This window comes from Stenotrophomonas sp. GbtcB23 (assembly GCF_019091045.1).
In the GTDB taxonomy this organism is placed as follows: domain Bacteria; phylum Pseudomonadota; class Gammaproteobacteria; order Xanthomonadales; family Xanthomonadaceae; genus Stenotrophomonas; species Stenotrophomonas rhizophila_A.
Genome location: NZ_JAGXKC010000004.1, coordinates 96,520 through 122,625, shown reverse-complemented (window position 1 = coordinate 122,625; position 26,106 = coordinate 96,520). Strand labels below are relative to the sequence as shown.

30 protein-coding genes are annotated in these 26,106 nt (G+C 67.0%); 18 read left to right on the top strand and 12 right to left on the bottom strand.

Annotation, left to right across the window (positions count from 1 at the left end; genetic code table 11):
• Window positions 1-48: 48 nt before the first annotated feature.
• From cgtA to rplU, 3 genes are all read right to left on the bottom strand, one after another.
• A complete protein-coding gene (gene cgtA / locus KVS69_RS03165; protein ID WP_068850197.1) occupies window positions 49-1,098 on the bottom strand; it encodes an Obg family GTPase CgtA in 1,050 nt (349 codons plus the stop codon).
• 140 nt (window positions 1,099-1,238) lie between these two features.
• Window positions 1,239-1,499, bottom strand: coding sequence for a 50S ribosomal protein L27 (gene rpmA / locus KVS69_RS03160; protein ID WP_019184517.1), 261 nt, complete (start codon window positions 1,497-1,499; stop codon window positions 1,239-1,241).
• 15 nt (window positions 1,500-1,514) lie between these two features.
• Complete coding sequence (gene rplU, locus KVS69_RS03155) at window positions 1,515-1,832, bottom strand: 50S ribosomal protein L21 (RefSeq protein ID WP_068850193.1); 318 nt, start codon at window positions 1,830-1,832, stop codon at window positions 1,515-1,517.
• Between the two features lie 265 nt (window positions 1,833-2,097).
• Here rplU and uvrA point away from each other — a divergent pair, with 265 nt between their 5' ends.
• Together uvrA and KVS69_RS03145 are read left to right on the top strand one after the other, a co-directional pair.
• Complete coding sequence (uvrA, locus tag KVS69_RS03150) at window positions 2,098-5,103, top strand: excinuclease ABC subunit UvrA (RefSeq protein WP_068850190.1); 3,006 nt, start codon at window positions 2,098-2,100, stop codon at window positions 5,101-5,103.
• Entirely contained in the window at window positions 5,103-5,510 is a 408-nt protein-coding gene (locus KVS69_RS03145; protein ID WP_093533084.1) for a thioesterase family protein, read from the top strand. Before uvrA ends, KVS69_RS03145 begins: the two co-directional genes overlap by 1 nt.
• A 120-nt stretch (window positions 5,511-5,630) precedes the next feature.
• On the opposite strand, the gene KVS69_RS03140 is transcribed toward KVS69_RS03145, so the two are convergent.
• Window positions 5,631-6,068, bottom strand: coding sequence for a copper chaperone PCu(A)C (locus tag KVS69_RS03140; RefSeq protein ID WP_217536849.1), 438 nt, complete (start codon window positions 6,066-6,068; stop codon window positions 5,631-5,633).
• Between the two features lie 34 nt (window positions 6,069-6,102).
• On the opposite strand from KVS69_RS03140, the gene KVS69_RS03135 reads away from it, so the two are divergent.
• From KVS69_RS03135 to KVS69_RS03120, 4 genes are all read left to right on the top strand, one after another.
• The gene (locus tag KVS69_RS03135; protein WP_217536846.1) at window positions 6,103-6,882 is read left to right on the top strand and encodes an enoyl-CoA hydratase/isomerase family protein; all 780 of its coding nucleotides are present in this window, start codon (window positions 6,103-6,105) and stop codon (window positions 6,880-6,882) included.
• 210 nt (window positions 6,883-7,092) lie between these two features.
• Window positions 7,093-8,001, top strand: a complete 909-nt coding sequence (tesB, locus tag KVS69_RS03130; protein WP_068850178.1) for an acyl-CoA thioesterase II — start codon at window positions 7,093-7,095, stop codon at window positions 7,999-8,001.
• Between the two features lie 6 nt (window positions 8,002-8,007).
• Window positions 8,008-8,523, top strand: coding sequence for a DUF2007 domain-containing protein (locus KVS69_RS03125; RefSeq protein ID WP_217536844.1), 516 nt, complete (start codon window positions 8,008-8,010; stop codon window positions 8,521-8,523).
• Between the two features lie 296 nt (window positions 8,524-8,819).
• Window positions 8,820-10,034 (top strand): RNA polymerase sigma factor, encoded by a 1,215-nt coding sequence (locus tag KVS69_RS03120; protein WP_217536841.1) that lies wholly within the window; start codon window positions 8,820-8,822, stop codon window positions 10,032-10,034.
• A gap of 66 nt (window positions 10,035-10,100) precedes the next feature.
• On the opposite strand, the gene KVS69_RS03115 is transcribed toward KVS69_RS03120, so the two are convergent.
• On the bottom strand, window positions 10,101-10,682 hold the full coding sequence (locus KVS69_RS03115; RefSeq protein ID WP_217536838.1) for an EF-hand domain-containing protein: 582 nt from the start codon (window positions 10,680-10,682) through the stop codon (window positions 10,101-10,103).
• A gap of 155 nt (window positions 10,683-10,837) precedes the next feature.
• Between KVS69_RS03115 and KVS69_RS03110 the strand changes: the two genes are divergently transcribed.
• Window positions 10,838-11,593 (top strand): arginyltransferase, encoded by a 756-nt coding sequence (locus KVS69_RS03110; protein WP_068850166.1) that lies wholly within the window; start codon window positions 10,838-10,840, stop codon window positions 11,591-11,593.
• Window positions 11,594-11,630: 37 nt separating this feature from the next.
• A complete protein-coding gene (locus KVS69_RS03105; RefSeq protein ID WP_217536835.1) occupies window positions 11,631-12,836 on the top strand; it encodes an endonuclease/exonuclease/phosphatase family protein in 1,206 nt (401 codons plus the stop codon).
• Between the two features lie 16 nt (window positions 12,837-12,852).
• Here the strand turns inward: KVS69_RS03105 and purT are convergent, their stop codons facing one another.
• Entirely contained in the window at window positions 12,853-14,040 is a 1,188-nt protein-coding gene (gene purT / locus KVS69_RS03100; protein ID WP_217536831.1) for a formate-dependent phosphoribosylglycinamide formyltransferase, read from the bottom strand.
• Between the two features lie 111 nt (window positions 14,041-14,151).
• Here purT and KVS69_RS03095 point away from each other — a divergent pair, with 111 nt between their 5' ends.
• The 5 genes from KVS69_RS03095 to KVS69_RS03075 are packed head-to-tail and all read left to right on the top strand — an operon-like array spanning window position 14,152 to window position 16,733.
• Entirely contained in the window at window positions 14,152-15,021 is an 870-nt protein-coding gene (locus KVS69_RS03095; RefSeq protein ID WP_068850158.1) for an SPFH domain-containing protein, read from the top strand.
• 2 nt (window positions 15,022-15,023) lie between these two features.
• A complete protein-coding gene (locus KVS69_RS03090; protein WP_217536829.1) occupies window positions 15,024-15,203 on the top strand; it encodes an Arc family DNA binding domain-containing protein in 180 nt (59 codons plus the stop codon).
• Window positions 15,200-15,376 (top strand): DUF4177 domain-containing protein, encoded by a 177-nt coding sequence (locus KVS69_RS03085; protein ID WP_083214084.1) that lies wholly within the window; start codon window positions 15,200-15,202, stop codon window positions 15,374-15,376. The genes KVS69_RS03090 and KVS69_RS03085 overlap by 4 nt, the downstream gene beginning before the upstream one ends.
• Window positions 15,377-15,398: 22 nt before the next feature.
• A complete protein-coding gene (locus KVS69_RS03080) occupies window positions 15,399-15,920 on the top strand; it encodes a PH domain-containing protein (protein ID WP_217536826.1) in 522 nt (173 codons plus the stop codon).
• Between the two features lie 9 nt (window positions 15,921-15,929).
• On the top strand, window positions 15,930-16,733 hold the full coding sequence (locus KVS69_RS03075; protein WP_217536823.1) for a M15 family metallopeptidase: 804 nt from the start codon (window positions 15,930-15,932) through the stop codon (window positions 16,731-16,733).
• Between the two features lie 18 nt (window positions 16,734-16,751).
• Here the strand turns inward: KVS69_RS03075 and KVS69_RS03070 are convergent, their stop codons facing one another.
• The 5 genes from KVS69_RS03070 to KVS69_RS03050 all read right to left on the bottom strand — a co-directional run bounded on the left by KVS69_RS03070 (window position 16,752) and on the right by KVS69_RS03050 (window position 21,061).
• Window positions 16,752-17,426, bottom strand: coding sequence for a DNA-3-methyladenine glycosylase (locus KVS69_RS03070; protein ID WP_217536820.1), 675 nt, complete (start codon window positions 17,424-17,426; stop codon window positions 16,752-16,754).
• Between the two features lies 1 nt (window position 17,427).
• Window positions 17,428-17,799, bottom strand: coding sequence for a DUF423 domain-containing protein (locus KVS69_RS03065; protein ID WP_184125284.1), 372 nt, complete (start codon window positions 17,797-17,799; stop codon window positions 17,428-17,430).
• 83 nt (window positions 17,800-17,882) lie between these two features.
• Window positions 17,883-18,962, bottom strand: coding sequence for an SRPBCC family protein (locus tag KVS69_RS03060; protein WP_068850143.1), 1,080 nt, complete (start codon window positions 18,960-18,962; stop codon window positions 17,883-17,885).
• A gap of 264 nt (window positions 18,963-19,226) precedes the next feature.
• Window positions 19,227-19,868 carry a response regulator transcription factor gene (locus KVS69_RS03055; protein ID WP_068850140.1) on the bottom strand — a complete coding sequence of 214 codons (642 nt, stop codon included), beginning with the start codon at window positions 19,866-19,868 and terminating at the stop codon, window positions 19,227-19,229.
• Window positions 19,868-21,061, bottom strand: coding sequence for a sensor histidine kinase (locus KVS69_RS03050; protein ID WP_068850134.1), 1,194 nt, complete (start codon window positions 21,059-21,061; stop codon window positions 19,868-19,870). Before KVS69_RS03050 ends, KVS69_RS03055 begins: the two co-directional genes overlap by 1 nt.
• Window positions 21,062-21,198: 137 nt before the next feature.
• Between KVS69_RS03050 and KVS69_RS03045 the strand changes: the two genes are divergently transcribed.
• From KVS69_RS03045 to KVS69_RS03025, 5 genes are read left to right on the top strand one after another with little or no spacing between them, the layout of a single operon-like run.
• Window positions 21,199-21,795, top strand: coding sequence for a GNAT family N-acetyltransferase (locus KVS69_RS03045; RefSeq protein WP_068850131.1), 597 nt, complete (start codon window positions 21,199-21,201; stop codon window positions 21,793-21,795).
• Window positions 21,796-21,808: 13 nt separating this feature from the next.
• Complete coding sequence (gene minC / locus KVS69_RS03040; protein WP_068854585.1) at window positions 21,809-22,585, top strand: septum site-determining protein MinC; 777 nt, start codon at window positions 21,809-21,811, stop codon at window positions 22,583-22,585.
• A 35-nt stretch (window positions 22,586-22,620) separates the two neighbouring features.
• Window positions 22,621-23,430, top strand: a complete 810-nt coding sequence (gene minD / locus KVS69_RS03035) for a septum site-determining protein MinD (RefSeq protein ID WP_184125282.1) — start codon at window positions 22,621-22,623, stop codon at window positions 23,428-23,430.
• Between the two features lie 2 nt (window positions 23,431-23,432).
• Window positions 23,433-23,693, top strand: coding sequence for a cell division topological specificity factor MinE (gene minE, locus KVS69_RS03030; RefSeq protein WP_068850125.1), 261 nt, complete (start codon window positions 23,433-23,435; stop codon window positions 23,691-23,693).
• 48 nt (window positions 23,694-23,741) lie between these two features.
• Window positions 23,742-24,224 (top strand): hypothetical protein, encoded by a 483-nt coding sequence (locus KVS69_RS03025; protein WP_217536817.1) that lies wholly within the window; start codon window positions 23,742-23,744, stop codon window positions 24,222-24,224.
• A 592-nt stretch (window positions 24,225-24,816) separates the two neighbouring features.
• Here the strand turns inward: KVS69_RS03025 and KVS69_RS03020 are convergent.
• On the bottom strand, window positions 24,817-26,058 hold the full coding sequence (locus tag KVS69_RS03020; RefSeq protein WP_184125277.1) for a DUF819 family protein: 1,242 nt from the start codon (window positions 26,056-26,058) through the stop codon (window positions 24,817-24,819).
• Between the last annotated feature and the right edge of the window lie 48 nt (window positions 26,059-26,106).

Genomic DNA, 26,106 nt, shown 5'->3' with positions numbered 1-26,106 from the left:
CAGAAAAACCCGGCCGAAGCCGGGTTTCCCGAGGAAGCAACGTCAGCGTCAGAGCGCGTTGCGCGCATCCGCTTCGTCTTCCTTCTGGCGGTCGAAGAAGGCCATGATGTTGGTCATGATCGGCCAGGTGCCTTCACGGCCCAGCGCCGAGACCAGGTACCACGGCTGGGTCCAGCCCAGCTCGGCGATGATCTTCTCGGCCGCCGCCTTGGCCTCGTCCTCGAACATCAGGTCGGCCTTGTTCAGCACCAGCCAGCGCGGCTTTTCCAGCAGCTCCGGGTCATGCTTGGCCAGCTCCCGCTCGATCGCACGGACCTGCTCGATCGGCGAGATTTCCACGCCGCCTTCCATGGGGGAGATATCCACCAGGTGCAGCAGCAGGCGGGTGCGCTGCAGGTGGCGCAGGAACTGGGCGCCCAGGCCGGCACCATCGGCGGCACCTTCGATCAGGCCGGGAATGTCGGCAATCACGAAGCTGCGGTAGTTCTCCACGCGCACCACGCCCAGGTTGGGGTAGAGGGTGGTGAACGGGTAATCGGCCACCTTGGGGGTGGCAGCGGACACGGCGCGGATCAGGGTGCTCTTGCCGGCATTGGGGAAGCCCAGCAGGCCCACATCGGCCAGCAGCTTCAGCTCCAGCTTGAGCAGGCGCTCCTCGCCCTCCTCGCCCGGCAGCGACTGGCGCGGCGAACGGTTGGTGGAGCTCTTGAAGTGCATGTTGCCCAAGCCGCCCTTGCCGCCCTTGGCCACCAGCAGGATGTCGTCGTGCTGGGTCAGGTCACCGATCACTTCGTCGGTGGCCACGTTCATCACCACGGTGCCGACCGGCACGGTGATGACCAGGTCTTCGCCGCCCTTGCCGTAGGCCTGGCGGCCCATGCCGTTCTCGCCGCGCTGCGCCTTGAAGATGCGCTCGTGGCGGAAATCGACCAGGGTATTGAGGTTTTCGTCGGCGCGGATGTACACGCTGCCGCCATTGCCGCCGTCGCCGCCGTCCGGGCCGCCCAGCGGAATGAACTTCTCGCGACGGAAACCGACGCAGCCGTTGCCGCCATTGCCGGCGGTAACCTGGATTTCTGCTTCGTCTACAAGTTTCATGATTCTGGATGCCAACTGGAGGCGGTGGGCAACGGGTGCGCCCGACCGCAGAGTCTAACGTGAAAAACAAAAACCCCGCCGAAGCGGGGCTTTCGTCAGCGGCCCCACGCCTAGGCGGGGGCGCCTGCGTGCCGCGAAGCTCAGGCTTCGGCGACGACGCTGACGGTACGACGCTTCTTCGGGCCCTTCACCGAGAACTCCACCTTGCCGTCGACGAGCGCGAACAGGGTGTGGTCACGGCCGAGGCCGACGCCGGTACCCGGATGGAACTGGGTGCCGCGCTGACGCACGATGATGTTGCCGGCATCGATGGCCTGGCCACCGAAGATCTTGACGCCGAGGTACTTCGGGTTGGAGTCGCGACCGTTGCGCGATGAGCCTACGCCCTTCTTATGTGCCATGACTGCTTCTCCTTATTACTTCTTGCCACCGGCGATGCCGGTGATCTCGATTTCGGTGTAGTACTGACGGTGACCCTGGCGCTTCATGTGGTGCTTGCGGCGACGGAACTTGATGATCCGGACCTTGTCGGCACGACCCTGCGACACGACCTTGGCGGTGACCGAAGCGCCGCTCAGAGCGTCGCCCAGCTTGATGCCATCGCTGTCACCCAGCATCAGGATTTCTTCGAACTTGATCTCGTTGCCGACTTCGACTTCGAGCTTTTCAACGCGGAGCGTTTCGCCCTGCGCCACGCGGTATTGCTTACCGCCGGTTACCAGTACTGCGTACATGACCAGACTTCCTCTGTAGTTATTGTGGTCTATGGACTGCCGCCATCGAGGGCGGACAGAAGCGGGATTTTAATGACTCACCCCAGCCCGGGTCAACCCACCCCTGCTTTGAGCCGTCCTCCCCTGAACCCCGTTCAGGTTCAGGGCCCGCCGGTCTCAATAGATGAGACAAGGGGCTGGCAATGTCGCCGATTGCCCCCAAATCCCAAGCTCGGTAGGCTGACCGATTGCCGTCTCCGCTTGCCCCACTTTCAACGGATCCCCCATGGCGATGGATTTCATCCGCATCCGCGGCGCGCGGACGCACAACCTCAAGAACATCGATCTCGACCTGCCCCGCGACAAGTTGATCGTCATTACCGGCCTGTCCGGCTCGGGCAAGTCCTCGCTGGCCTTCGACACGATCTACGCCGAAGGCCAGCGCCGCTACGTGGAGTCGCTGTCGGCCTATGCCCGCCAGTTCCTGAGCGTGATGGAAAAGCCGGACCTGGACCATATCGAAGGCCTGTCGCCGGCGATCTCCATCGAGCAGAAGTCGACCTCGCACAACCCGCGTTCGACCGTGGGCACCATCACCGAGATCTACGACTACCTGCGCCTGCTGTACGCCCGCGTGGGCAGCCCGCGCTGCCCCGACCACGGCTACCCGCTGGAAGCGCAGACCGTGAGCCAGATGGTGGACCACGTGCTGACCCTGGACCCGGAACAGCGCTACATGCTGCTGGCCCCGGTGATCCGCGAGCGCAAGGGCGAGCATGCCCAGGTGTTCGACCAGCTGCGCGCGCAGGGCTTCGTGCGCGTGCGGGTGGACGGTGCGCTGCATGAAATCGATGCGGTGCCGCCGCTGGCGCTGCGCCAGAAGCACACCATCGAAGCGGTGATCGACCGCTTCCGCCCGCGCGAGGACATCAAGCAGCGCCTGGCCGAAAGCTTTGAAACCGCGCTGAAGCTGGGCGACGGCATGGTCTCGGTGCAGTCGCTGGATGTCGAGGACGCCCCGGCCCACCTGTTCTCGTCCAAGTACAGCTGCCCGGTCTGCGATTACTCGCTGCCGGAGCTGGAACCGCGCCTGTTCTCTTTCAATTCGCCGGTGGGCGCCTGCCCGGGCTGCGATGGCCTGGGCATGGCCGAGTTCTTCGACCCCTCGCGCGTGGTGGTGCACCCGGAGCTGTCGCTGTCGGCCGGCGCCGTGCGCGGCTGGGACCGCCGCAACGCGTATTACTTCCAGCTGATCGCCTCGCTGGCCAAGCATTACAAGTTCGACACCGACGCGCCGTGGCAGAGCCTGTCCGAGCCGGTGCGCAAGGCGGTGCTGTACGGCAGCGGCGATGAAACCATCACCTTCACCTACTTCACCGAAGCCGGTGGCCGCACCCAGCGCAAGCACCGCTTCGAGGGCATCATTCCGAACCTGGAACGCCGCTACAAGGAAACCGAATCGGCGGCGGTGCGCGAAGAGCTGGCCAAGTACATCAGCGAACGCAACTGCCCCGAATGCCAGGGCCAGCGCCTGAACCGCGCCGCGCGCAACGTGTTCGTGGCCGACCGCGCGCTGCCGGAACTGGTGGTGCTGCCGATCGATGAAGCGCTGAAGTTCTTCAGCGGCATGACCCTGCCCGGCTGGCGCGGCGAAATCGCCGGCAAGATCGTCAAGGAGATCGGCGAGCGCCTGGGCTTCCTGGTCGACGTGGGCCTGGATTACCTCACCCTGGAGCGCAAGGCCGACACCCTGTCCGGTGGCGAAGCCCAGCGCATCCGCCTGGCCAGCCAGATCGGCGCCGGCCTGGTCGGGGTGATGTACGTGCTCGACGAGCCGTCCATCGGCCTGCACCAGCGCGACAACGAGCGCCTGCTGGGCACCCTCACCCGCCTGCGGGACCTGGGCAATACGGTGATCGTGGTCGAGCATGACGAAGATGCGATCCGCCTGGCCGACTACGTGCTGGACATCGGTCCGGGCGCCGGCGTGCACGGCGGCGAAATCGTCGGCCAGGGCACCCTGCAGGACATCCTGGACGCGCCGCGTTCGCTCACCGGCCAGTACCTGTCGGGCAAGCGTGCGATCGAGATTCCCGCGCGCCGCCACAAGCCGAACCCGAAGATGACGCTGCACCTGCGCGGTGCCAGCGGCAACAACCTCAAGGGCGTGGACCTGGACATTCCGTCGGGCCTGCTGACCTGCATCACCGGTGTGTCCGGTTCGGGCAAGTCGACCCTGATCAACGACACCCTGTTCTCGCTGGCCGCCAACGAGATCAACGGCTCCTCGCACCCGATCGCGCCGTACAAGGACGTGGAAGGCCTGGACCTGTTCGACAAGGTGGTGGACATCGACCAGTCGCCGATCGGCCGTACCCCGCGTTCGAACCCGGCCACCTACACCGGCCTGTTCACCCCGCTGCGCGAGTTGTATGCGCAGGTGCCCGAAGCTCGTGCGCGCGGCTATTCGCCGGGCCGTTTCAGCTTCAACGTGCGCGGCGGCCGCTGCGAAGCGTGCCAGGGCGATGGCCTGATCAAGGTGGAGATGCACTTCCTGCCGGACGTGTACGTGCCCTGCGATGTGTGCCACGGCAAGCGCTACAACCGCGAAACGCTGGAGATCCTGTACAAGGGCTACAACATCAACGACGTGCTGCAGATGACCGTCGAAGATGCGCTGAAGCTGTTCGAACCGGTGCCGAGCATCGCGCGCAAGCTGGAAACGCTGGTGGACGTGGGCCTGAGCTACATCAAGCTGGGCCAGAGCGCGACCACGCTGTCCGGTGGTGAAGCGCAGCGCGTGAAGCTGTCCAAGGAACTGTCGCGCCGCGATACCGGGCGCACGCTGTACATCCTGGACGAGCCGACCACCGGCCTGCACTTCCACGACATCGAAGCGCTGCTGGGCGTGCTGCACAAGCTGCGCGACGAAGGCAACACGGTGGTGGTGATCGAACACAACCTGGACGTGATCAAGACCGCGGACTGGATCGTCGACCTGGGGCCGGAAGGTGGCCACCGCGGCGGCACCATCCTGGTCACCGGCACGCCCGAGGACGTGGCCGCGCACCCGGCGTCGTACACCGGTCAGTTCCTGGCCAAGATGCTGCCCTCGGTCAGCGCGCGCCCGGAACGCCCGGCGGCGGTGGCCAACAAGCCCGACGCCCGCCCGCCACGCAAGGCCAAGCCGGAAAAGCCGGCCAAGGTGGCCAAGAAGGCGGTGGCCGCCAAACGCGCCACCACCCCCAGCAAGACCAGCCCTGCCAAGACCACGAAGGCGAAGAAGAAGTAATGAGCGACGAACACAAGATCCTGGCCCGCGTACCGATCAGCGTGCGCTGGCGCGACATGGACAGCATGGGCCACGTCAACAACGCCAAGTACATCTCCTACCTGGAAGAGGCGCGCGTGCGCTGGATGCTGGGCGTGGAAGGCGTTGCCATGACCGACCGGATCGCGCCGGTGGTGGCGGCGACCAACGTCAACTACCGCCTGCCGATCGTGTGGCCCAACGACATCGTGGTGGAGCTGTTCGTCGAGCGCCTGGGCAACAGCAGCGTGACCATCGGCCACCGCATCGTGGACCAGAAGAACGACAGCACGCTGTATTCGGATGGCAACGTGGTGGTGGTGTGGATGGACACCCAGACCGGCAAGAGCGCCCCGCTGCCGGACGCGCTGCGCGCGGCCTGCAGTTGAGCATGTGCCGACCAACGGTCGGCACCTACCGAGGCGTACCGACCAACGGTCGGTACCTACCCCTCCCGGGTAGCGCCCGACCGTTGGTCGGGCGGCGGCGCAACGCGCCGGGCGCCATGATCAACGCGTGCGCACAACCAGCGTTGCGTCGACCTTGCTCCCGTCTTCCAGGCTGAGTCGCAACGGCAACGCCTTGCCAACGCCCAACGGCACTTCCGGCTGCATCAACATCAGGTGCAGGCCACCTGGCTTGAGCACCACGCTCGCACCCGGCGCAATCGGCAACCGCTCCACCGCGCGCATCCGGCTCACGCCGTCGATCAGCGTGGTTTCATGCAGGGAGACGTCGCCAAAGGCCTTGCTGCCGGCGGCCACCACGGTCACCGGCGTCCTGCAGCCGTTATGGATCTCGCCGTAACCGGCCGCCATCGTGACCCCCGGCGGCGGCAACCGCACCCAGCCCTCGCGCACCGTCACACACGACGGCTCCGCCGCTGTGGCCGATGCTGCGGCCGCACACAGCGCCAACAATACGCACACGAATGGTTTGGTTATCATCGCCTCAGTTCCCTGCCCGCAACGAGATCGCAGCATGACGACGCTTATCGAGGTGATCAACCATGGCCCCATCCGCGAGCTGCGGCTGGCCCGCCCGCCGGTCAATGCGCTGGACACCGAGCTGTGCCGTCAGCTGATCCACGACATCAACCAGGCCATGGCCGATGACGTGCACGGCATCGTGCTGTCGGGCAGCGAGCGCATCTTCAGCGCCGGCATGGACGTGCCGCACCTGCTCAGCCACGGCGAGGACCGGCACAAGCTGCTGGACAGCTGGCAGGCGTTCTTCGGCGCGGTGCGCACCCTCGCCGAGAGCCGCGTGCCGGTGGTGGCCGCGCTGACCGGCCACGCCCCGGCCGGCGGCTGCGTGCTGGCGCTGTGCTGCGATTACCGGATCCTGGCGCGCAGCCCGGACCCGGCCCAGCCCACGGTGATCGGCCTGAACGAGGTGCAGGTGGGGCTGGTGGCGCCGGAAGGCATCCAGCGCCTGATGCGCCGTGTGGTCGGCCACCACCGCGCCTCGCAGCTGCTGATCGGCGGTGAAATGGTGCCGGCCGAACGCGCACTGGAGATCGGGCTGGTGGATGAGCTGGCCGCCCCGGCCGACGTGGTGCCGCGCGCGGTGGCCTGGCTGGGTCGCCTGCTCAAGCTGCCGCGCCAGCCGATGCTGCTCACCCGCGCCATTGCGCGCGAAGACCTGCATGAAGCACTGCACGCCGACCTGATCCGGCTGGACCGGTTCGTCGAGGCCTGGTATGCGCCCGATGCGCAGCAGGCGCTGCACACGCTGGCGGCGCGGTTGGGGAAAGGTTGAGCAATCGCACACCCGACCAACGGTCGGGTGCTACCGGTGTTGAGGGTGTGCCCCGGGTAGTGCGCCACCGAAGGCGATGTAGCGCGGTGGGTCACCACCGATGGCCCGGTAGCGCCCGACCGTTGGTCGGGCGGCGGCGCACGGCGCCGGCAGTTGGCGACTGGCCACCACCGGTATAATTCCCGTCCGTCCCAACGCCAGGCCGCCGCCTTGTCCCAGCCGCAAGAACCCGTCGTTTCCGAGCTGATCGACCTGCTCACGCTCGAGCGCCTGGAAGACAACCTGTTCCGGGGCCAGAGCCGCGACATCGGCACCAAATACGTGTTCGGCGGCCAGGTGCTGGGCCAGGCCCTCTCGGCGGCCCAGGCCACGGTCGAGAACGGCCGGCATGTGCATTCGCTGCACGCCTATTTCCTGCGCGCCGGCAACATCGACCACCCGATCGTGTACGACGTGGACCGCACCCGCGATGGCGGCAGCTTCTCCGTGCGCCGGGTCACCGCGATCCAGCACGGCAAGGTGATCTTTTTCTGCGCCGCCTCGTTCCAGCAGGCCGAAAGCGGGGCCGAGCACCAGCACAAGATGCCCGAAGTGCCGCAGCCGGAAGACATCGAACCGAACCGGCCGCTGCCGCCGGAAGTGCTGGAACGGCTGCCGATCAAGGTGCAGCGCTGGCTCTCGCGCGGCGGCCCGTTCGAGTTCCGCCACGTGTACCCGCGCGATGAGCTGCACCCGCCCAAGCGCCCGCCCTACCACCAGGTGTGGCTGCGCCTGAATGAAACGGTGGGCGATGCGCCCGAACTGCACCAGGCGCTGCTGGCCTATGCATCGGACTTCCACCTGCTCGGCACCGCAACCTTCCCGCACGGCATCAGCTATTACCAGCCGCACGTGCAGATGGCCTCGCTGGACCATGCGATCTGGTTCCACCGCCCGTTCCGCGCCGACGACTGGCTGCTGTATTCGCTGGACAGCCCCAGCGCGCAGGATTCGCGCGGGCTGGCCCGTGGCCAGTTCTTCACCCGCAACGGCATACTGGTTGCCAGCACCGCGCAGGAAGGCCTGATCCGCGTGGTGGATGACAGTGCCGCGGCCGCCGCCGTACCGGCCAAGGAATAATTCGATATGCGTCAGATCTTCACCAGCCAGCGCGTGGAAACCGTGGAAGGCGTGGCCAAGCTGCTGCGCGATGCCGGCATCGAGGTGCGCATCACCAACGGGCGCTCGTACCACAGCAAGCGCGGCAGCCAGTTCAGTTACCTGGACACCAGCAAGGCCACCACCCACCCCACCCTGTGGGTGGTACACGCCAACGACCAGCCGCGCGCGCGCGAAATCCTGCGCGATGCCCGCCTGCTGGAAACCACCCGGCGCGACCACCCCACCGCCGAATTCGCCTTCCGCGACCAGGCCGACGACGTGGCCCCACGGCGCAACTGGGCCTGGCGCATCCGCATCGGCCTGCTGCTGATCATCGCCGCCGTGGCAATGGTGGTGGTGATGCGCCACCGCAGTGCCCCGACGGCTGCGCCGGTACAGACGCAACAGGCACAACCCCAGGCCCCGGCAGCCGAACCGGCGCCTGCGCAGGAAGAAGAAGAGGTCCGAGTCCGGATCACACCTCCGACCCAACAACCGTGAGCCGACCCGACGTATCCGGATCTCCCTGCGCACGTAAAAACTCGTAGTGCCGACTGTCAGTCGGCAACCGCGCGCCAGCGCGGCCCAAGCGTCCGAAGACCGTAACGCACCACGCCGATGGTGTGGTCGACGTTTACCGCCTGCCGAAGCCACCTGTCAGGCGCTCATGATGCCGGAACGAAGAGCAGCCGACTGACAGTCGGCTCTACCGCGCCCCTCGCGCGACCCGCCCCGCCCCCCGGTCACATTCCCCGCCCCACCCCGTCATGATGTCACCACCCACAGGGACCGACGCCATGACCACGCTGCCGCTGATCGACACGCTGGACCGCGAACTGCCTGCCGCCGCCGGCGGCTGCCAGCAGTCGTACGGGCGCATCGTCCTGGCCTGCCAGAACACCGTGACCGCGATCGCGCTGGCGATCACCCGCGACGTGCAGGCCAGCGAGGACATCGCGCAGGAAGCCTTCATCAAGGGCTGGCAGCAACTCAACCAGCTGCACAACCACGGCAGCTTCCTGCCCTGGCTGCGCCAGATCACCCGCAACCTGGCCCGCGACTGGCTGCGCGCCAACCGCGGCCGGCCGCTGTCGGGCGAGGCCGCCGAGATCGCCATCAGCATGGCCGCCGACCCGGGCCCCTCCGCGCCGGAATACCTGCAGCGGGTGGAGGAGGAAGTGGCCGCCGAAGAGATCATCTCCGCGTTGCCCGAGGACAGCCGCGAAACGCTGCTGCTGTACTACCGCGAAGGTCAGAGCTCGCAGCAGGTGGCCAACCTGCTGGGGCTGAGCGACGCCGCCGTGCGCAAGCGCCTGTCGCGGGCACGCGCCAGCGTGCGCGAGGAAATGCTGCGGCGCTTCGGCGAGTTCGCACGCGGCAGCGCGCCCAGCGCGGCCTTCGCGACCGCGGTGGTTTCCATGGTGATGGTGGCCGCACCGGGCACGGCGAGCGCAGCGATCCTGCTGGGCACCAGCGTAGGCGTGGGCAGCAGCAAGCTCGGCCTGGGCGGTGCCAGCCTGTCCGGCGGTGCGGCAATGGGGTCGCTGGGCGCGGCGGCCAGCCAGAGCCACCTGCTCGGCCCGGAGTTCAACTGGACGATCGCCATCGGCGCGATGGCCGGCGGCGTGATCGGCAGCTACCTCGGTGGCCGCTACCTGCTCTGCTACACCCAGACACTGGCCGAGCGCGCGGCGGTGCATCGCTTCGTGCACTACAGCACGTTCACCGCGATGCTGGTCTGCGCCGCGGTGCTGGCGCTGACGGTGCTGGATGCACCGGTGTTTCTGTCGCTGGCCGCGATGGTGCTGGGCACCGCCTTGGTGAACTACCAGATCCTGGTGCCGCTGCAACGGATCATGGCGCCGATGATCGCGCGTGATGCCGCACGCAAGGGACGCACGGGACCCAGCTGGGTGTACCAGTCGATGTACGGACGACCTGCTTTGCTGATCACCAACCTGGTGATCGTCGGCCTGATCCTGACCGTGGCCGGCGAGCGCGGGTTGATCTGACGCATGAAAAAAGCGCCGGTCGGTGACCGGCGCTTTTCTGGTTGCCGGGCAGGGCCCGACGCTACGTTACTTTGCCTTCGGCGGCATCGGCGGCTTGTCGCCGCGGTGTTCGCCGCGCGGGCCACCGAACGGGCCCTTGGCCGCGTCGAATTCGGCCTTGCTCAGCTGGCCGTCCTTGTTGGTATCGGCCGCAGCGAACCACGCATCACGGTGCTGCTTCATGCCCAGCTCGCGGTCGGCCTTGTCCAGGTAGCCGTCCTTGTTGAGGTCCATCTGGTCGAAGCGCGCGGCCAGCTTCGGGTCGGCCTTGGCTTCGTCGCGGCTGATCCGGCCATCCTTGTTCGCGTCCAGCTTTTCCAGGCGCGCATGCCCGCCACCCGGGCCACGGCCGTGGCGCTTGCCCTGCCAGCGCGGCAGTTCCTCGCGGGACAGCTTGCCGTCCTTGTTGGTGTCCAGGCTGTCGAACTTCTCGGCCAGGCGCGGCGCCTTGGCGGCCTCGGCACGGTCGACGAAACCATCGCCGTTGGTGTCCAGCGTCGCGCGGGCCGGCTTGGCGGGCGTGGCCGGGGTATCGGCGGCCACCGCCAGGCCGGCAGCGCCGGTGGTCATCAGCAGGGCCAGCAGCAGAAGGGGTTTGCGGTTGCGCATGGGTCACTCCGGTGTTTGGGGGATGTTTCGTGCGGTGCGTTGGCACCCACGGGAGAGAAAACGCGCGGGCGCCGGCCGCGTTGACAGCGCCACCGGCCGTGTTCATTCGCCAGACAGTCGCGCCGCCTGCGACGCCCCGGCGCTATGCTGTGGGCATGGCGATCCACACCGACCGCGACGACGAGCTGCGCCTGTTCCAGACCGGGGACCATCCCTGTGGCTACTGGCCGGAGCGGGCTGCGCGCGACCTGGTGCTGGACCCGCACGACCAGCGGCTGGGCACGCTGTACCCGATGGCGCTGAGCTGGGGCTTCCGCCGTTCCGGCGACCTGGTCTACCGCCCGCACTGCGCCAACTGCCATGCCTGCGTGTCGGTGCGGGTGCCGGTGGCCCGTTTCGCACCCGACCGCAGCCAGCGCCGCTGCCTGGCGCGCAACGACGACCTGGAAGTGCGGATCGTGGCTGCCGAGCAGACCGATGAGCAGTTCGCGCTGTACCACCGCTACCTGACCCATCGCCACGCCCAGGGCGGCATGGACGAACACGGCCCGCACGAGTTCGACCAGTTCCTGATCGGGCAGTGGTCGCAGGGGCGCTTCCTGGAAATCCGCGGACCGGCCGAAGATGGCCATCGAGGCCCGCTGCTGGCGGTGGCAGTCACCGATGTCACCCCGCAGGGGCTGTCGGCGGTGTACACCTTCTTCGACCCGGACCACGCCCACCGTGGGCTGGGCACCTTCGCGATCCTGCAGCAGATCGCCTGGGCCCGGCGCGAGCAGTTGCCGCACCTGTACCTGGGCTACTGGATCCGCAACCACCGCAAGATGGACTACAAGCGCCGCTTCCGGCCGCTGGAGGCCTACGACGGCCGCCGCTGGCACGAGTTCGACGAGGCGCTGGACGGCATCTGACCCGCCATTGCAATGCCCGCCCGTGCAGAATAGCGGGATGAAAGCCCATCCCCTGATCCTCGCCCTGGCCCTGCTCTGCGGCGCCTGCGCCCAAACCCCGACCAAGACCGCCCCCATGCCGGAAGCCACCTCCGCGCCGCTGCGGATCGCCACCTACAACACCTCGCTGTACAGCGACGAGACCGGCGGGCTGATCGCCGAACTGGAAGGCGACAGCGCGCACGCGCGCAAGATCGCTGCGGTGCTGCAGCAGGTGCGCCCGGACCTGGTGCTGCTCAACGAATTCGACTACGACGACGCCCACCGCGCCGCCGACCTGTTCCAGCAGCGCTACCTGGAAGTGGCCCAGCCCGGCGGCGGTGAGCCGCTGCACTTCGCCTACCGTTACCTGGCCCCGGTCAACACCGGCGTGCAGAGCGGGCTGGACCTGGACAACAACGGCCAGATCGGCGGCGACGGCCGCAACCGCGGCAACGATGCCTGGGGCTACGGCCTTCACCCGGGCCAGTACGGCATGCTGGTGCTGTCGCGGTACCCGATCGACGAGGCCAAGGTGCGCAGCTTCCAGCTGCTGAAGTGGAGCATGCTGCCCGGCGCGCTGCGCCCGATCGACCCGCGCAGCGGCAAGTCGTTCTACAACGACCACGTGTGGTCGCAGCTGCGGTTGTCGTCCAAGTCGCATTGGGACGTGCCGGTGCGCACCCCCAACGGCGTGGTGCACGCACTGGTCTCGCACCCCACCCCGCCGGTGTTCGACGGCCCGGAAAAGCGCAACGCGGCGCGCAACCACGACGAACTGCGGCTGTGGCAGGAATACCTGGCGGCCGGGGACAAGCCCTGGCTGTGCGATGACAAGGGCACCTGCGGCGGGCTCGCACAGGACGCGCGCTTCGTGATCCTGGGCGACCTCAACAACGACCCGGTGGATGGCGACGGCCGCCACGAAGCGATTGTCGAACTGATCGAAAACGCGCGCGTGCTGCGTTACCCGACCCCGCGCAGCGTGGGTGCCGAACAGACCAGCCTGGCCTATGCCGAAAAGGGCATCGTGCGGAAGGGTGCGCCGTTCCACGCCACCGGCGATTTCGGGCCGAAATCCGGCACCATGCGCCTGGATTACGTGCTGCCGTCAGTGGGCTTCGAGTACATCGGCAGCGGCGTGTTCTGGCCGGCCAACGAAAGCCCCGAAGCGAAGATCGCCGACGGCAGCGACCACCACCTGGTGTGGGTGGACGTGCGGTAAACAACGCGCGGTCGAACTACTGGCGTAGTTCGACCGTGATCGCTGCTGCGGCCTCGCGCGCGATCTTCCGCGCCTGGTCGATGTCTTCGCCGCGTGCCAGGGTAACGCCGACGCGGCGGTGCCCATGAACACTCGGCTTGCCGAACAGGCGCAGCGCCGTGTCCGGGTCTACCAGCGCCGCCTCTACGTTGCTGAAGACCGGCACGCCTTCGCCGTGCGCCAGCATCGCGCAGGAGGCCGACGGGCCACTCTGGCGGATCAGCGGGATCGGCAGGCCCAGGATGGCGCGCGCGTGCAGCGCGAATTCGCTCAGTTCCTGCGAGGCCAGCGTGACCAGGCCGGTGTCATGCGGGCGCGGCGAGACTTCGCTGAACCACACGTCGTCGCCCTTCACGAACAGCTCTACGCCGAACAGGCCCCAGCCGCCCAGGTCATCGGTGATCGCCTGCGAGATCTCTTCGGCACGCGCCAGCGCGGCCGGCGACATCGGCTGCGGCTGCCAGCTTTCGCGGTAGTCGCCATCCTTCTGCCAATGCCCGATCGGCGCGCAGAACGAGGTGCCCCCGGCATGGCGCACGGTCAGCAGGGTGATCTCGTAATCGAAATCGATGAAGCCTTCCACGATGCAGCGGCCGGCACCGGCACGACCACCGGTCTGTGCATATTCCCAGGCCGGCGCGATGTCGGCCTCGTCGCGCAGCGTGCTCTGGCCCTTGCCCGAGGAGGACATCACCGGCTTCACCACGCACGGCAGCCCGATCGCCGCCACGGCGGCGCGGTACTCGGCCTCGGTGTCCACGAAGCGGTACGGCGAGGTCGGCAGGCCCAGGGTTTCGGCGGCCAGGCGGCGGATGCCTTCACGGTCCATGGTCAGGCGCGCCGCGCGCGCGGTCGGCACCACCCGCTGGCCGGTTTCCTGCTCCAGCTGGACCAGGGTTTCGGTGTGGATGGCTTCGATCTCGGGCACGATCAGGTGCGGTTTTTCCTCGGCGATCAGCGCGCGCAGCGCCATCGCATCGAGCATGTCGATCACGTGCGACCGGTGCGCCACCTGCATGGCCGGGGCGTCGGCATAGCGGTCGGCAGCAATCACCTCCACCCCCAGCCGCTGCAGCTCGATGGCGACCTCCTTGCCCAGTTCGCCCGAGCCCAGCAGCAGGACACGGGTGGCGGAGGGGGACAGCGGCGTGCCGAGCGTGATCATGGCGATATTCCGGACATCAGAGGCGGGACGCCATTTTATGGGATGGGGCCCTTGCAGGAGTGATATCAATTTGATATCACTACTCCAAACCCACCCGCAAAGGATGCCCCCATGAAAGAAAAGCCCGTCCCCTCCCTCTCCGGCATCCCCTTCCTGCTGGCCGTGCTGGCCCTGCTGGTGGTCTCCGCATGGCTCTTCTTCTCCGGGATCGAGCCCGGCAACGTCAACCTGCTGCTGATGCTCGGCGGCGTGCTGCTGGGCCTGATTGCCCTGTTCAGCCTGACCGGCCTGTACACCGTGCAGCCCAACCAGGCGGCGGTGCTGAGCCTGTTCGGCAAGTACGTCGGCACGGTCAAGGACAACGGCCTGCGCTGGAACAACCCCTTCTTCAGCAAGAAGAAGGTCAGCCAGCGCGTGCGCAACTTCGAAAGCGGCAAGCTCAAGGTCAACGAACTGGACGGCAGCCCGATCGAAATCGCCGCCGTCATCGTCTGGCAGGTGGTGGACGCCTCCGAGGCGGTCTACAACGTGGACGACTACGAAAGCTTCGTGCACATCCAGTCCGAATCCGCCCTGCGTGCGATGGCCACCAGCTACCCCTACGACCAGCACGAGGACGGCCAGCTCTCCCTGCGCAGCCACGCCGCCGAAATCTCCCAGCACCTCAAGGACGAACTGGCCGAACGCCTGGCCGATGCCGGCGTGCAGGTGCTCGATGCGCGCATCAGCCACCTGGCCTATGCCCCGGAAATCGCCCAGGCGATGCTGCAGCGGCAGCAGGCCAATGCGGTGATCGCCGCGCGCACGCGCATCGTCGCCGGTGCCGTGGGCATGGTCGAAATGGCGTTGGTCGAACTGCAGAAGAACAACGTGGTGCAGCTGGATGAAGAGCGCAAGGCGCAGATGGTGGGCAACCTGCTCACCGTGCTGTGCTCGGACCGCGGCACCCAGCCGATCGTCAACGCCGGTTCGTTGTACTGAGCATGAGCGAAAAGAAAGCCTACCCGCTGCGCATCAATGCCGACGTACTGGCGGCGGCGCAACGCTGGGCCGATGACGAGCTGCGCAGTTTGAACGCGCAGATCGAGTACGTGCTGCGCGACGCACTGCGCAAGTCTGGACGCCTTCCCAAACCCGCACCTGATCCGGAGAGCAAGGAATGAGCAAGCGCTGGAGCTATCTCACCGTGGAAGTAAAGCCCTCGTGGACCGGCTTGAAGCCGGAAGACCTGCAGGCCGAACTCAACCGCCAGGGCCAACTCGGCTGGGAGCTGGTGAACGTGATGCAGGGCACCCCGATGGGCGTGGCGTTGCTGTTCTTCAAGAAGGAGCTCTGACGTGGCAGCCCGGACGACGGCCGTGCCCGCCACTGAATTCGCGGTGGCGCCCGCCCCGCTGTGGCGCCTGCTCTGGCTGTGGCTGCCGCTGCTGGGCGTGGCCGTGCTGCTGGTCACCACGCACCTGCAGGAACAACGCACGCCGATGGACATGGCCATCACCCTGCCGTTCCTGCTGGTGCTGGGCGGCGTGCTCAGCTGGGCGTTCCTCCGTCGCCGCATCACGCTGGAACACGGCGAACTGCTCGTGACCTCCACCTTCTACCGCCGTCGCACGGCAGTCTCGTCGATGCTGCTGGACCAGGCGCGCATCGTCGACCTGGCCGAACACAGCCAGTTCAAGCCGGGCATGAAGATCAACGGGTTCGGCATGCCGGGGTTCCAGTCCGGCCATTACCGGATGGGCAAGCACAAGGCGTTCTGCCTTGTCACCGATCCCAGCCGCGTGCTGTACCTGCCGCTGCGCGACGACCGCGTGCTGCTGCTCAGCCCCGAGCACCCGCGCGCGCTGCTGGATGCGCTGAACGCGCAGGCTGCGCGCTAAGCTGTACGCATGCGCCGACACCCTGCCCTGCTGATCAACACCGCCGACATCGAACTGTGGCCCGGCGGCCTGCTGCGCGCGCGCAGCAACGCCGATGCACGGGCGCTGGCCCGGGCCCGCTGGGTGCTGCGGCGCAAGCGTGATGGGCAGTACCTGGCCGCCGCCACCGCGCACGGCCTGTTGCCGTTGGTGCCGCACCTGATGCGCGAGCCGGGGATCGAGGAAGCACTCGATGCCCTGGACCTGGCGCTGCATGGCACGCAGCGCGCGCATGCAGCCGATGCCCTGCTGCCGCTGAGCGGGCTGCAGGACCGGCTGGAACAGCTGGGCATCGATGCGGCGCGCTATGAGCAGGACACCGCACTGGCGCTGGAAGCCGAACCGGAACGGCTGGCCCTGGCCGGCTTCGACCGTTACCGCCGCCCGCTATGGCTGCAGCAGGGCGCCGCGCGCGCCTGGCAGCGCATGCAGCAGCAGGCAGCGCGCGAGGGCATCGTGCTGGAGGCCATTTCGGGCTACCGCAGCCACGACTACCAGCTGGGCATCTTCGCGCGCAAACGCGCGCGCGGGCTGGAGGTGGACGCGATCCTGCAGGTCAACGCCGCGCCGGGGTACAGCGAACACCACAGCGGGCGTGCGCTGGATATCAGCAGCCCGGGGGAACCGCCGGCCGAGGAGAGCTTCGAGTCCACCGCTGCGTTCGCGTGGCTGCTGGAGCACGCGGGAAGCTACGGCTTCCACTTGAGTTATCCGCGCGACAACCCCCACGGCATCGTGTACGAGCCGTGGCATTGGTGCTGGTCTGGACCGTAGCGCCACGCCCTGCGTGGCTCAGTCCTGGGAGCGGTTGGTGCTGGCCTTCGGGCTTTCGGTGAAATCGGCGATGCGCCACAGGTACAGGCTGGCGTAGGTCCGGAACGGGCCCCACTTTTCGCCGCGGGCGGCCAGCTCCTTCGGGGTCGGCATTGCTTCTGCCTTGTCCACCCGCTGGGCGCCCTTGCGCACCCCGAGGTCGTCGATGGGCAGGATGTCGGGGCGGCCGAGCCGGAACATCAGCATCATTTCCACGGTCCAGCGGCCGATGCCGCGGATCGGCACCAGTGCGTCGATGATCGCGTCGTGCGGCATCACCGACATCCGCCGCAGGTCTGGAATCTCGCCGGCCGCCTCGCGCCGGGCCAGGTCACGCAGGGCCAACGCTTTGTTGCCGGAGACACCGCAGCTGCGCAGGCCGGGGTCGTCGATGCGTGCCAGGGTGTCGGCGTGCAGGCGGGTGCTGCCGATGGCGGTCTCCACCCGGCCTACGATGGTGGAGGCGGCCTTGCCGCTGAGCTGCTGGAACAGGATCGCGCGGGCCAGGGCATCGACCGGGTCGAAACTGCGCGCCCAGCCAGGCGGCGCCGCCACCGGCCCAAGCCGCTTCATCCAGCTGCCCAGCCGACGGTCGCGGCGCGACAGCCAGTCGTGCGCCTCGTCTACATCAAAGCCCCGGCGGAAGCGCGGCATGTCAGCGCCTCAGGGCATTGAGCGCGTACACCACCCACCCGAGCATCAAGGCCGTGCCACCCACCGGGGCCAGCCCGGTGCGCAACTGCCACAACGCGCCGGCCACCAGGCTGCCGGAGAACAACAGCGTGCCCAACAGCAGCACGTACAACGCCAGCTTGCCCACGCTGTTCTGCTGGGTGGGGCCCAGCACGGCCAGGGCCACGCCATGCCCGAAGGCGAACAGCGCAGCAGTATTCACATGCGACTGCGCCAGCGGTTCGGCGATACCGTGCGAGGCATAGGCCGACAGGCCCACGGCCGTGGCCGCCAACAGGCCGCCCAGGCAGGCCAGCAGCGAAGGTTTACGCGCGCGTCGTTCCAGGTTGAGCATGGCAGCATCTTCCTCCAAAAAAAAACGCGCCGCAGGAAGCGGCGCGTTTTCTGTTCTACGTTACATCCGTGGCAACCGTCGGTTTACTTGACGGCCCAGTAGATGTCGTACGTACCTTCCTGCGTGAACGACTTCTCCAGACCGCCGTTCCAGGTTTCGTACGGACGATCGATCACTTCGTTGCCGCCGGTCACAGCCCAGGCACGCAGGGCGTTGCGGGCGATGTCCAGGCCAGCCATGTGGCCGGTGTACTTGGCGTGGGCGGTACGGTGCGGGGCAACGTGCACGTACTTGACCGGGGCACCACCATCGATCTTCACCGTCAGGGCTTCAGCCGAAGCGCCTGCAGTACCCTTCTTCTTGACCGGCTGGGCCACGTCGAAGGCGTACTTCTCCTGACCGAAGTCAGTGGTGATGATGCGGAACGGACCGGCGGCTTCGAGGTCATTGGCCTCCATCACGCGCTTGATCCACTCCTGGTTGTCCTTGATGGACTTGGTGATGGTCGCTTCGCCGCGATCAACGTTGCCGGCGGTGACGACCAGCAGGTCTTCGGCCGGGGCATCGACGATGGCCAGATCGACCAGCGGGGCTTCGGCGGTGCGGTAGTCGATGTTCGGCACGGTAGCCAGCATGTTGGCCATGCGCGACAGACCCAGCTTCAGGTCGTCACCGACGTGACGGCTGACGTACAGACCGGCGTAACGACCAAACAGGTTCCAGCCGTACTTGATGCTGTAGTCCTGGGTGATCTTGACGTTGCGGCCACCCTTGCCGGTCGGCTCAAGCGTGAAGCTGGTCTTCTTGTCGTGGCCCTTGGTCTGGTCCTCGATGGCGATGGCCACGCGCTTGTTCGGCTCGGACTCGGTGATCGTCCAGCTGCCCTGGCCCAGCGACGATTCCTTGGAGGAATAGTCCAGGCGGGCACCCACGCCGGCGGCGGGGCCGGAGTGCTTCAGTTCAACGGCGGGATCGCGCAGGACGAGCGGGTTCCAGTCCTTGAAGCGGCGCAGGCTGTTGACCGTGTCGTACACGATCGTCATCTTGCGGTTGGTCTCGATGCTTTCGGTAATGTGACGCTCGCCCGGCAGCACAACGCCAATGATGACGAACAGGCCAGCCACGATCCCCAAGGCGATCAGGAACTCGATAATACGGGTCATTCAGGAGTCTCCGGGGCCGATCCCACGGCCGGGTTGATTGAAGCGAAGCGCCAATCCTAGCAGGCTTCGCGGGTGTTGTTGATCAGGATTGGCGCACCGGTTTCCATACCAGCAGCGGTTTTGAATAGACAAGGAGCGGAAAGATAGCGCATCGCGCGGGCCAGCATGTGGCCGTTGGCCATATTTATTTGCCGGTTTCGGCAAGGAGGCCTGCGACGACCGCCGCAGGCCTTGCCACACAAGGCTTTCAACTGGCGTTCATGTTCACACCAGTTGCAGCTCGAATGCCTTCAGCACCGCCCGGGTGCGGTCGCGCACGCCCAGCTTGGACAGGATGTTGGACACATGGTTCTTGATGGTGCCTTCGGCCACGCCCAGCGAATTGGCGATCTCCTTGTTGGAGAACCCGCTGGCCATCAACCGCAGGATCTCGGTCTCGCGGTCCGTGAGCGGGTCGGGCCGGTCCAGGCTCACGAACTCGTTGCGCATGTGCTCCAGCCCGGACAGCAGGCGCTGGGTGACGGCCGGCTGCACCAGCGAACCGCCATCGGCCACGGTGCGGATGGCACCGACCAGCTGTTCCAGGGTCACGTCCTTGAGCAGGTAGCCCTTGGCGCCGGCCTTGAGCCCGGCCAGGACCAGCTGGTCATCGTCGAAGGTGGTGAGGATGATGGTCGGCGGCAGCTGGCCCAGCCGTGACAGCGACTGCAGCGCCTCCAGCCCGGACATCACCGGCATGCGCATGTCCATCAGCACCACGTCGGGGCGGATCTGCGGCACCACCTCGACGGCCTGGCGGCCATCGGCGGCTTCGGCCACCACTTCGATCCCGTCATCCAGGGCGAGCAGCGAGCGGATTCCCTGCCGCACCAGGGTTTGGTCGTCGACCAGGCAGACGCGAATCATCAACGCACTCCTTCCAGGATGGCACCCAGCATCAGCACTGGCACGCCGGGAACCGAGGCGCGCAGGCGGAAGCCCTGACCCCGGTGGGTTTCAATCTGCAGCTCACCGCCGCATTGTTGCAGGCGTTCCCGCATGCCACGCAAGCCGTTGCCGATCACGATGCCATCGGCGCCCACGCCATCGTCGTGCGCCTGCACCACCACCTGCCCCGGCGGCTCGCGGAATACCTGGATCCACAGGTTGCGGGCGCGCGCATGGCGCACCGCGTTGGTGATGATCTCCTGGGTACAGCGCAGCAGGACGTGGGCCTGCTCGGGGTCTTCCACGCTCAGCGGTTCTTCGATGTCCAGGTGGATGTCCAGCGAGGGCACCTGCTCGGTCAGCGGGCGCAGCGCGGCGGCCAGGTCGATGGCGCCGCTGTCGCGCAGCTGGCTGACCGCTTCGCGCACGTCGGTGAGCAGCAGCTTGGCCAGGGTATGGGCCTGGTGCACATGCTCCTGGGCCTGGCCCTCGGTGATGTGGCCGGCCACTTCCAGGTTCAGGCTCAGCGCGGTGAGGTGGTGGCCGAGCAGGTCATGCAGCTCGCGCGAGATCCGGGTGCGCTCGTTGACCCGCGCGCTTTCGGCCAGCAGCACGCGGGTGGCGCGCAGCTCGGTATTGAGCCGGCGCTGCTCTTCGCGGGCGTCGGTCTGCTGGCGGGCGACCAGGCTGGTCACGAAGATGAACATGGAGAAGCCGCCATACAGCAGCGACTGCATCACCGCCTCGAACAGCGAGAACGGCAGGAACAGGTAATAGACCGGGGCGACCGCCAGCTGGCTGACCAGCAGCCAGATCACCCCGACCCGGGCCGGCAGCATCCACGGGATGACCCCGGCGGCGACCATCATCAGGATGCTGCCCAGGCCCGAGCCGCTCAGGAAGCTCACGGCCAGGGCGGAAATGGTCAGCAGGACCAGGATGGCGCGGTCGTACCAGGCCGAATGGCCGCCGTTGCGCAGGCCGCGGGTCAGCCACAGGTAGCCGCCGCCGAAGGCCAGGTAGGACACGAACAGCAGCAGGGGCGGCACGTCGATGCCGCCGCTGCGGCGGACCGCTTCGTACTGGGAATAGACCAGCGGCAAGCCAAGCATGACCCAGGTGAACAGGCCGGCCAGTCGCAGTACTCGGGTTTGGCTGAGGTATCCCAACATGGACGCATCTTAGGCTGAACCTGCGCCGCTGCACCCGGACATAAGTCATGGCTGGCCTGTGCCCTGCCCGGCCACCCATGCAATAATCACCGGCAGGGCCCCTAGACGGGCCAACCGCGTTACCCCACGGAGTCACAATGTCGATTGTCATCCGCGACGTGCGCGAGCACGAGCTCGATTCCGTCCTGGCCCTGAACAACAACGCCGGCCTGGCCATCCTTCCGCTGGATGCCGCCCGCCTGCGCCTGTTCTATGAAACCGCTGAATACTTCCGCGTCGCCGAGCGCGACGGCAACCTGGCCGGCTTCCTGATCGGTTTCGGCAGCGACAGCCAGCACGACAGCAGCAACTTCGCCTGGTTCAAGCAGCACCTGACCAGCAAATTCTTCTACATCGACCGCATCGTGGTGGCCAGCCGCCGCCGTGGCGGTGGTGTGGGCCGGGCGTTCTACGCCGATGCCCAGAGCTACGCCGAGCTGCGCTACCCGCAGCTGACCTGCGAGGTGTTCCTGGACCACGGCGCCGATGCGGCGCTGCTGTTCCACGGCAGCTTCGGCTTCCGCGAGGTCGGGCAGAACAACATGCCGCACGTGGATGTGCGGGCCAGCATGCTGCTCAAGGACCTGTGCAGTTACCAGTGGGTGCACGACACCTACGGCGACGCGCTGCCGGACGTGCCCTGGGTGGGCCAGCGTCGCGAGCCGCTGCGCGCGCATCGACCGACGGGGACCTGAGGTGGCGGCGAACATGGATTTTGAACAGGCCGGTGAACTGAAGATCGGCCAGGTGGGCATCGCCAACCTGCGCATCCGCACCCTGGATGTGGAACGCCTCACCCGCGAAATGCACGACCGCGTGGCCCGCGCGCCGAAGCTGTTCGGCCGCGCTGCGGTCATCCTGGACTTCGGCGGCCTGAGCCAGATGCCCGACGTGGCCACGGCCCAGGCGCTGCTGGATGGCCTGCGCAGTGCCGGCGTGCTGCCGGTGGCGCTGGCCTACGGCAGCAACGAAACCGACCTGCTCTCGCAGCAGCTGGGGCTGCCGCTGCTGGCCAAGTTCCGCGCGCAGTACGAGCGCGCCGAGGCTGAGCCGGCACCTGCGCCGGTTGCAGCCGCACCGGCCCCGGAACCGGCACGCCGCGCGCGTGCCGCCGCACCGGCCCCTGCCGCGGCGGTGGACGCGGGCAATGCGCCCAAGCCCGGCCGCATGCAGACCAGCAACGTGCGTTCGGGCCAGCAGCTGTACGCGGAGAACTGCGACCTGACGGTGATGGCCACGGTCGGCGCGGGCGCCGAGGTGATCGCCGATGGCAGCATCCATATTTACGGTACGCTGCGGGGCCGTGCCCTGGCAGGTGCCCAGGGCAACACCACGGCGCGCATTTTCTGCCGTGACTTCCACGCTGAACTGGTCGCCATTGCCGGCCATTACAAGGTACTGGACGATGTCCCGGACAACCTGCGCGGCAAGGCCGTGCAGGTGTGGCTGGAACAGGACCAGATCAAGATCGCTGCGCTGGACTGACGCGGCAACCCAACAGAATCATCAGGAGAAGTCCTTTGGCTGAAATCATCGTAGTCACCTCCGGCAAGGGCGGCGTCGGCAAGACCACTTCCAGCGCGAGCCTTGCCTGCGGCCTTGCGCGCAGGGGCAAGAAGGTGGCGGTGATCGACTTCGACGTCGGCCTGCGCAACCTCGACCTGATCATGGGCTGCGAGCGGCGCGTGGTGTACGACTTCGTGAATGTCGTGCACGGCGAGGCCACGCTCAAGCAGGCCCTGATCAAGGACAAGCGTTTCGACAACCTGTACGTGCTGGCGGCATCGCAGACCCGCGACAAGGATGCGCTGACCCAGGAAGGCGTGGGCAAGGTGCTGAAGGACCTGGCCGCTGACGGTTTCGATTACATCATCTGCGATTCGCCGGCGGGTATCGAAAAGGGTGCGTTCCTGGCGATGTATTTCGCCGACCGCGCGGTGGTGGTGGTGAACCCGGAAGTGTCGTCGGTACGCGACTCGGACCGCATCATCGGCCTGCTGGATTCGAAGACGCACAAGGCCGAATCGGGCCAGAACGTGCCGGCCTTCCTGCTGCTGACCCGTTACAGCCCGGTCCGGGTGGAGTCGGGCGAGATGCTGAGCATCACGGACGTGGAAGAGGTGCTGGGGCTGAAGGCGATCGGCGTGATCCCGGAATCGGGGGATGTGCTGAACGCGTCCAACAAGGGCGAGCCGGTGATCCTGGATGCAGAATCGCCCGCAGGCCAGGCATACGATGATGCGGTGGCCCGCATCCTCGGCGAAGAGCGCCCGATGCGCTTCACCGTTGTTGAGAAGAAGGGCTTCTTCAGCAAGCTGTTCGGAGGGTAAGCATGGGCCTGTTCGATTTCCTCAAGACGAAGAAGACCACCGCCGAAACGGCCAAGAACCGCCTGCAGATCATCATCGCGCAGGAACGCAGCCACCGTGGCGGCCCGGATTACCTGCCGCTGCTGCAGCGCGAGCTGCTGGAAGTGATCAAGAAGTACGTGAACATCGACGCGGACGCGGTCAAGGTAGACCTGGTCAAGGACGGCGAGCACGACGTGCTGGACATTTCGGTGGCGCTGCCGGAAGGCCCGCAGCAGCCCTGATCGTAAAGGCCCCTTCCCCACCGGGAAGGGGCGCAGGACGCACACGCCATGAACACCGCCGCCGAAGCAGAACCGCAGGTCACCCGGGTGGGCGACATCGCCTTCGAGGATGCGGCGGCGTTGCTGGCCCGCCACGCGCTGCAGCTGCACCACGTGGCCGATGGCGCACCGATTCCGGGCAGTTACTGGGGCGAGCCCGAGGCGGGCATCATCGCCAGCGACGTCTACGTGCGTAACGACACGCCGGTGCACTCGATGCTGCACGAGGCCTGCCACCTGATCGTACTGCCGCCCGAACGCCGCGCGCTGGTGCACACCGACGCGACCGATTCGGTCCCCGAAGAAGACGCCACCTGCTACCTGCAGATCGTGCTGGCCGGGCAGTTGCCAGGTGTAGGCAGCGCGCAGCTGATGGCCGACATGGATGCGTGGGGCTACACCTATCGCCTCGGCTCCACGCGCGCCTGGTTCGAGCAGGATGCCGAAGACGCAAAAGCCTGGCTGATCGAACGCGGCCTACTCGCCACGTAAAACGGTGTACGAGCGCACGCGCGCATGAGCGCGGTAGGGTCGGTCGTCAGACGACTGCCGATACGAACGATCGGCACGGCGACGCATTGCGCCTGGGCGGATAAACGCTCTCGGCGGTGCTGGATCCACGCGTAGAGCGCTGGCTGTTCGGTTTTCATCGCGCGGTGCGAGGACGGGGGTGCCCTGGCCGGACACGCGTGAACCCATCCATGGGGCTTATCGCAGCTTGCGCGTGTGCGCTGTCCTGCGCACACGGCAAGACCGGGGTTGGGCTCCTGCCCAACCCGTCGGGCGTATACGCCCGACCCATGCTGCTCAAAGTCCGGCCAGGGCACCCCCGCCCTCGCCCCCTCAGTTCTCTGCGACGACCGGACACGAGATCAAAAGCGGAACGCGCGAGCCCTGCCTTTGACTTCCTTTCCGTCGACGCATGACCGTCTGGGGGAGCGGGGTGGAGGGGGTAGCGGGGCTTTGAGCAGCATGGATGCTGCGATAAGCCCCATGGATGGGTTCACGCGTGCCCCGCTACCCCCTCCACCCCGCTCCCCCGCGCGCAGAGAACGAAAACGCCAGCGCTTCTACGCAGGAGAACTCAGCCGCCTGCCAAAGCGCGCAACGTAATGCCAACGATGTAAGCGAGATACGTACCAGTCGCATACCCCATTGTCCCGAGCAGCACGCCAACGGGAGCAAGGGAGGGATGGAACGCAGCCGCAACCACGGGAGCAGAAGCCGGCCCGCCGATGTTGGATTGCGAGCCGATGGCGAAGTAGAAGAACGGCACCTTGAGCGCCATGGCCAGTGCGAGCAGCAGCACGATGTGCACGGCGATCCAGATCAGGCCCAGTGCGAACAGCCAGGGGCGTTCCAGCAGGGCCAGCAGGTCCATCTGCATGCCGATGCAGGCGATCAGGAAGTACAGCAGCAGCGAGCCCAGCTTCGAAGCGCCCGCGCCTTCCAGGTTGCGCGCGCGGGTGAAGCTCAGCGCCAGGCCGCAGGTGGTGGAGATCACCACGACCCACACGAACGGCGCGTCCAGGCTGAACTGCGAAGCCCAGGCCACGTGCCCCTTGAACCAGGCCGATACCGGGCCGGCGATGGCGTGCGACAGGCCCACCGTGCCGAACGCTACCGCCACGATCAGCATCAGGTCGGTCAGGCTCGCCACGCGTTCGTGCTCGGCCTGGAATTTTTCGATGCGCAGTTTCAGTTCATCGATCGCGGATGTATCCGCGCCGGTGCGCGCGTCGATCTTCGCCGCGCGGCCGGCCATGAAGATCAGCACCGCCATCCATACGTACCCTACGCCCACGTCCACTACCGCGAACTGGCCGAAGGTGGTGGCGTTGACGTCGAAGACCTCGCGCATGGCCAGCATGTTGGCGCCGCCGCCGATCCAGCTGCCGGCCAACGCCGCCATGCCCGCCCAGGTATCGCCGGCGACCGTTTCCGGGTGCGCCCATTTCATCAGCATGAAGGCCACTACCGCACCGATCATGATGCTGAAGGACGCGCCCAGGTACATCACGATCAGCTTCGGGCCCAGCCGCAGGATGCCCTTGATGTCCACCGCCAGCGTCAGCAGTACCAGCGCGGCCGGCAGCAGGATGTCGCGCGCGATCGGGTTGTACAGGCTGGTGTTCTGCCCGTCGATCAGGCCCACCGTGTTGTAGATGCCGGGAATCATGTAGCACAGCAGCAGTGCCGGCACGAAGGTGTAGAAGCGCTTCCACAGCCCCGTCTCGCGTGAGGCGGTCCAGAACACGGCGCCCAGGGTGGCGGCGATGAGGCCGAAAACTACGATGTCGTTCTGGATCAGAGCGGGTGCTTTCACGGGGCGATAGGTTCGATGGCAGGTAGCGACGGGGGTAGAGCCGACTGT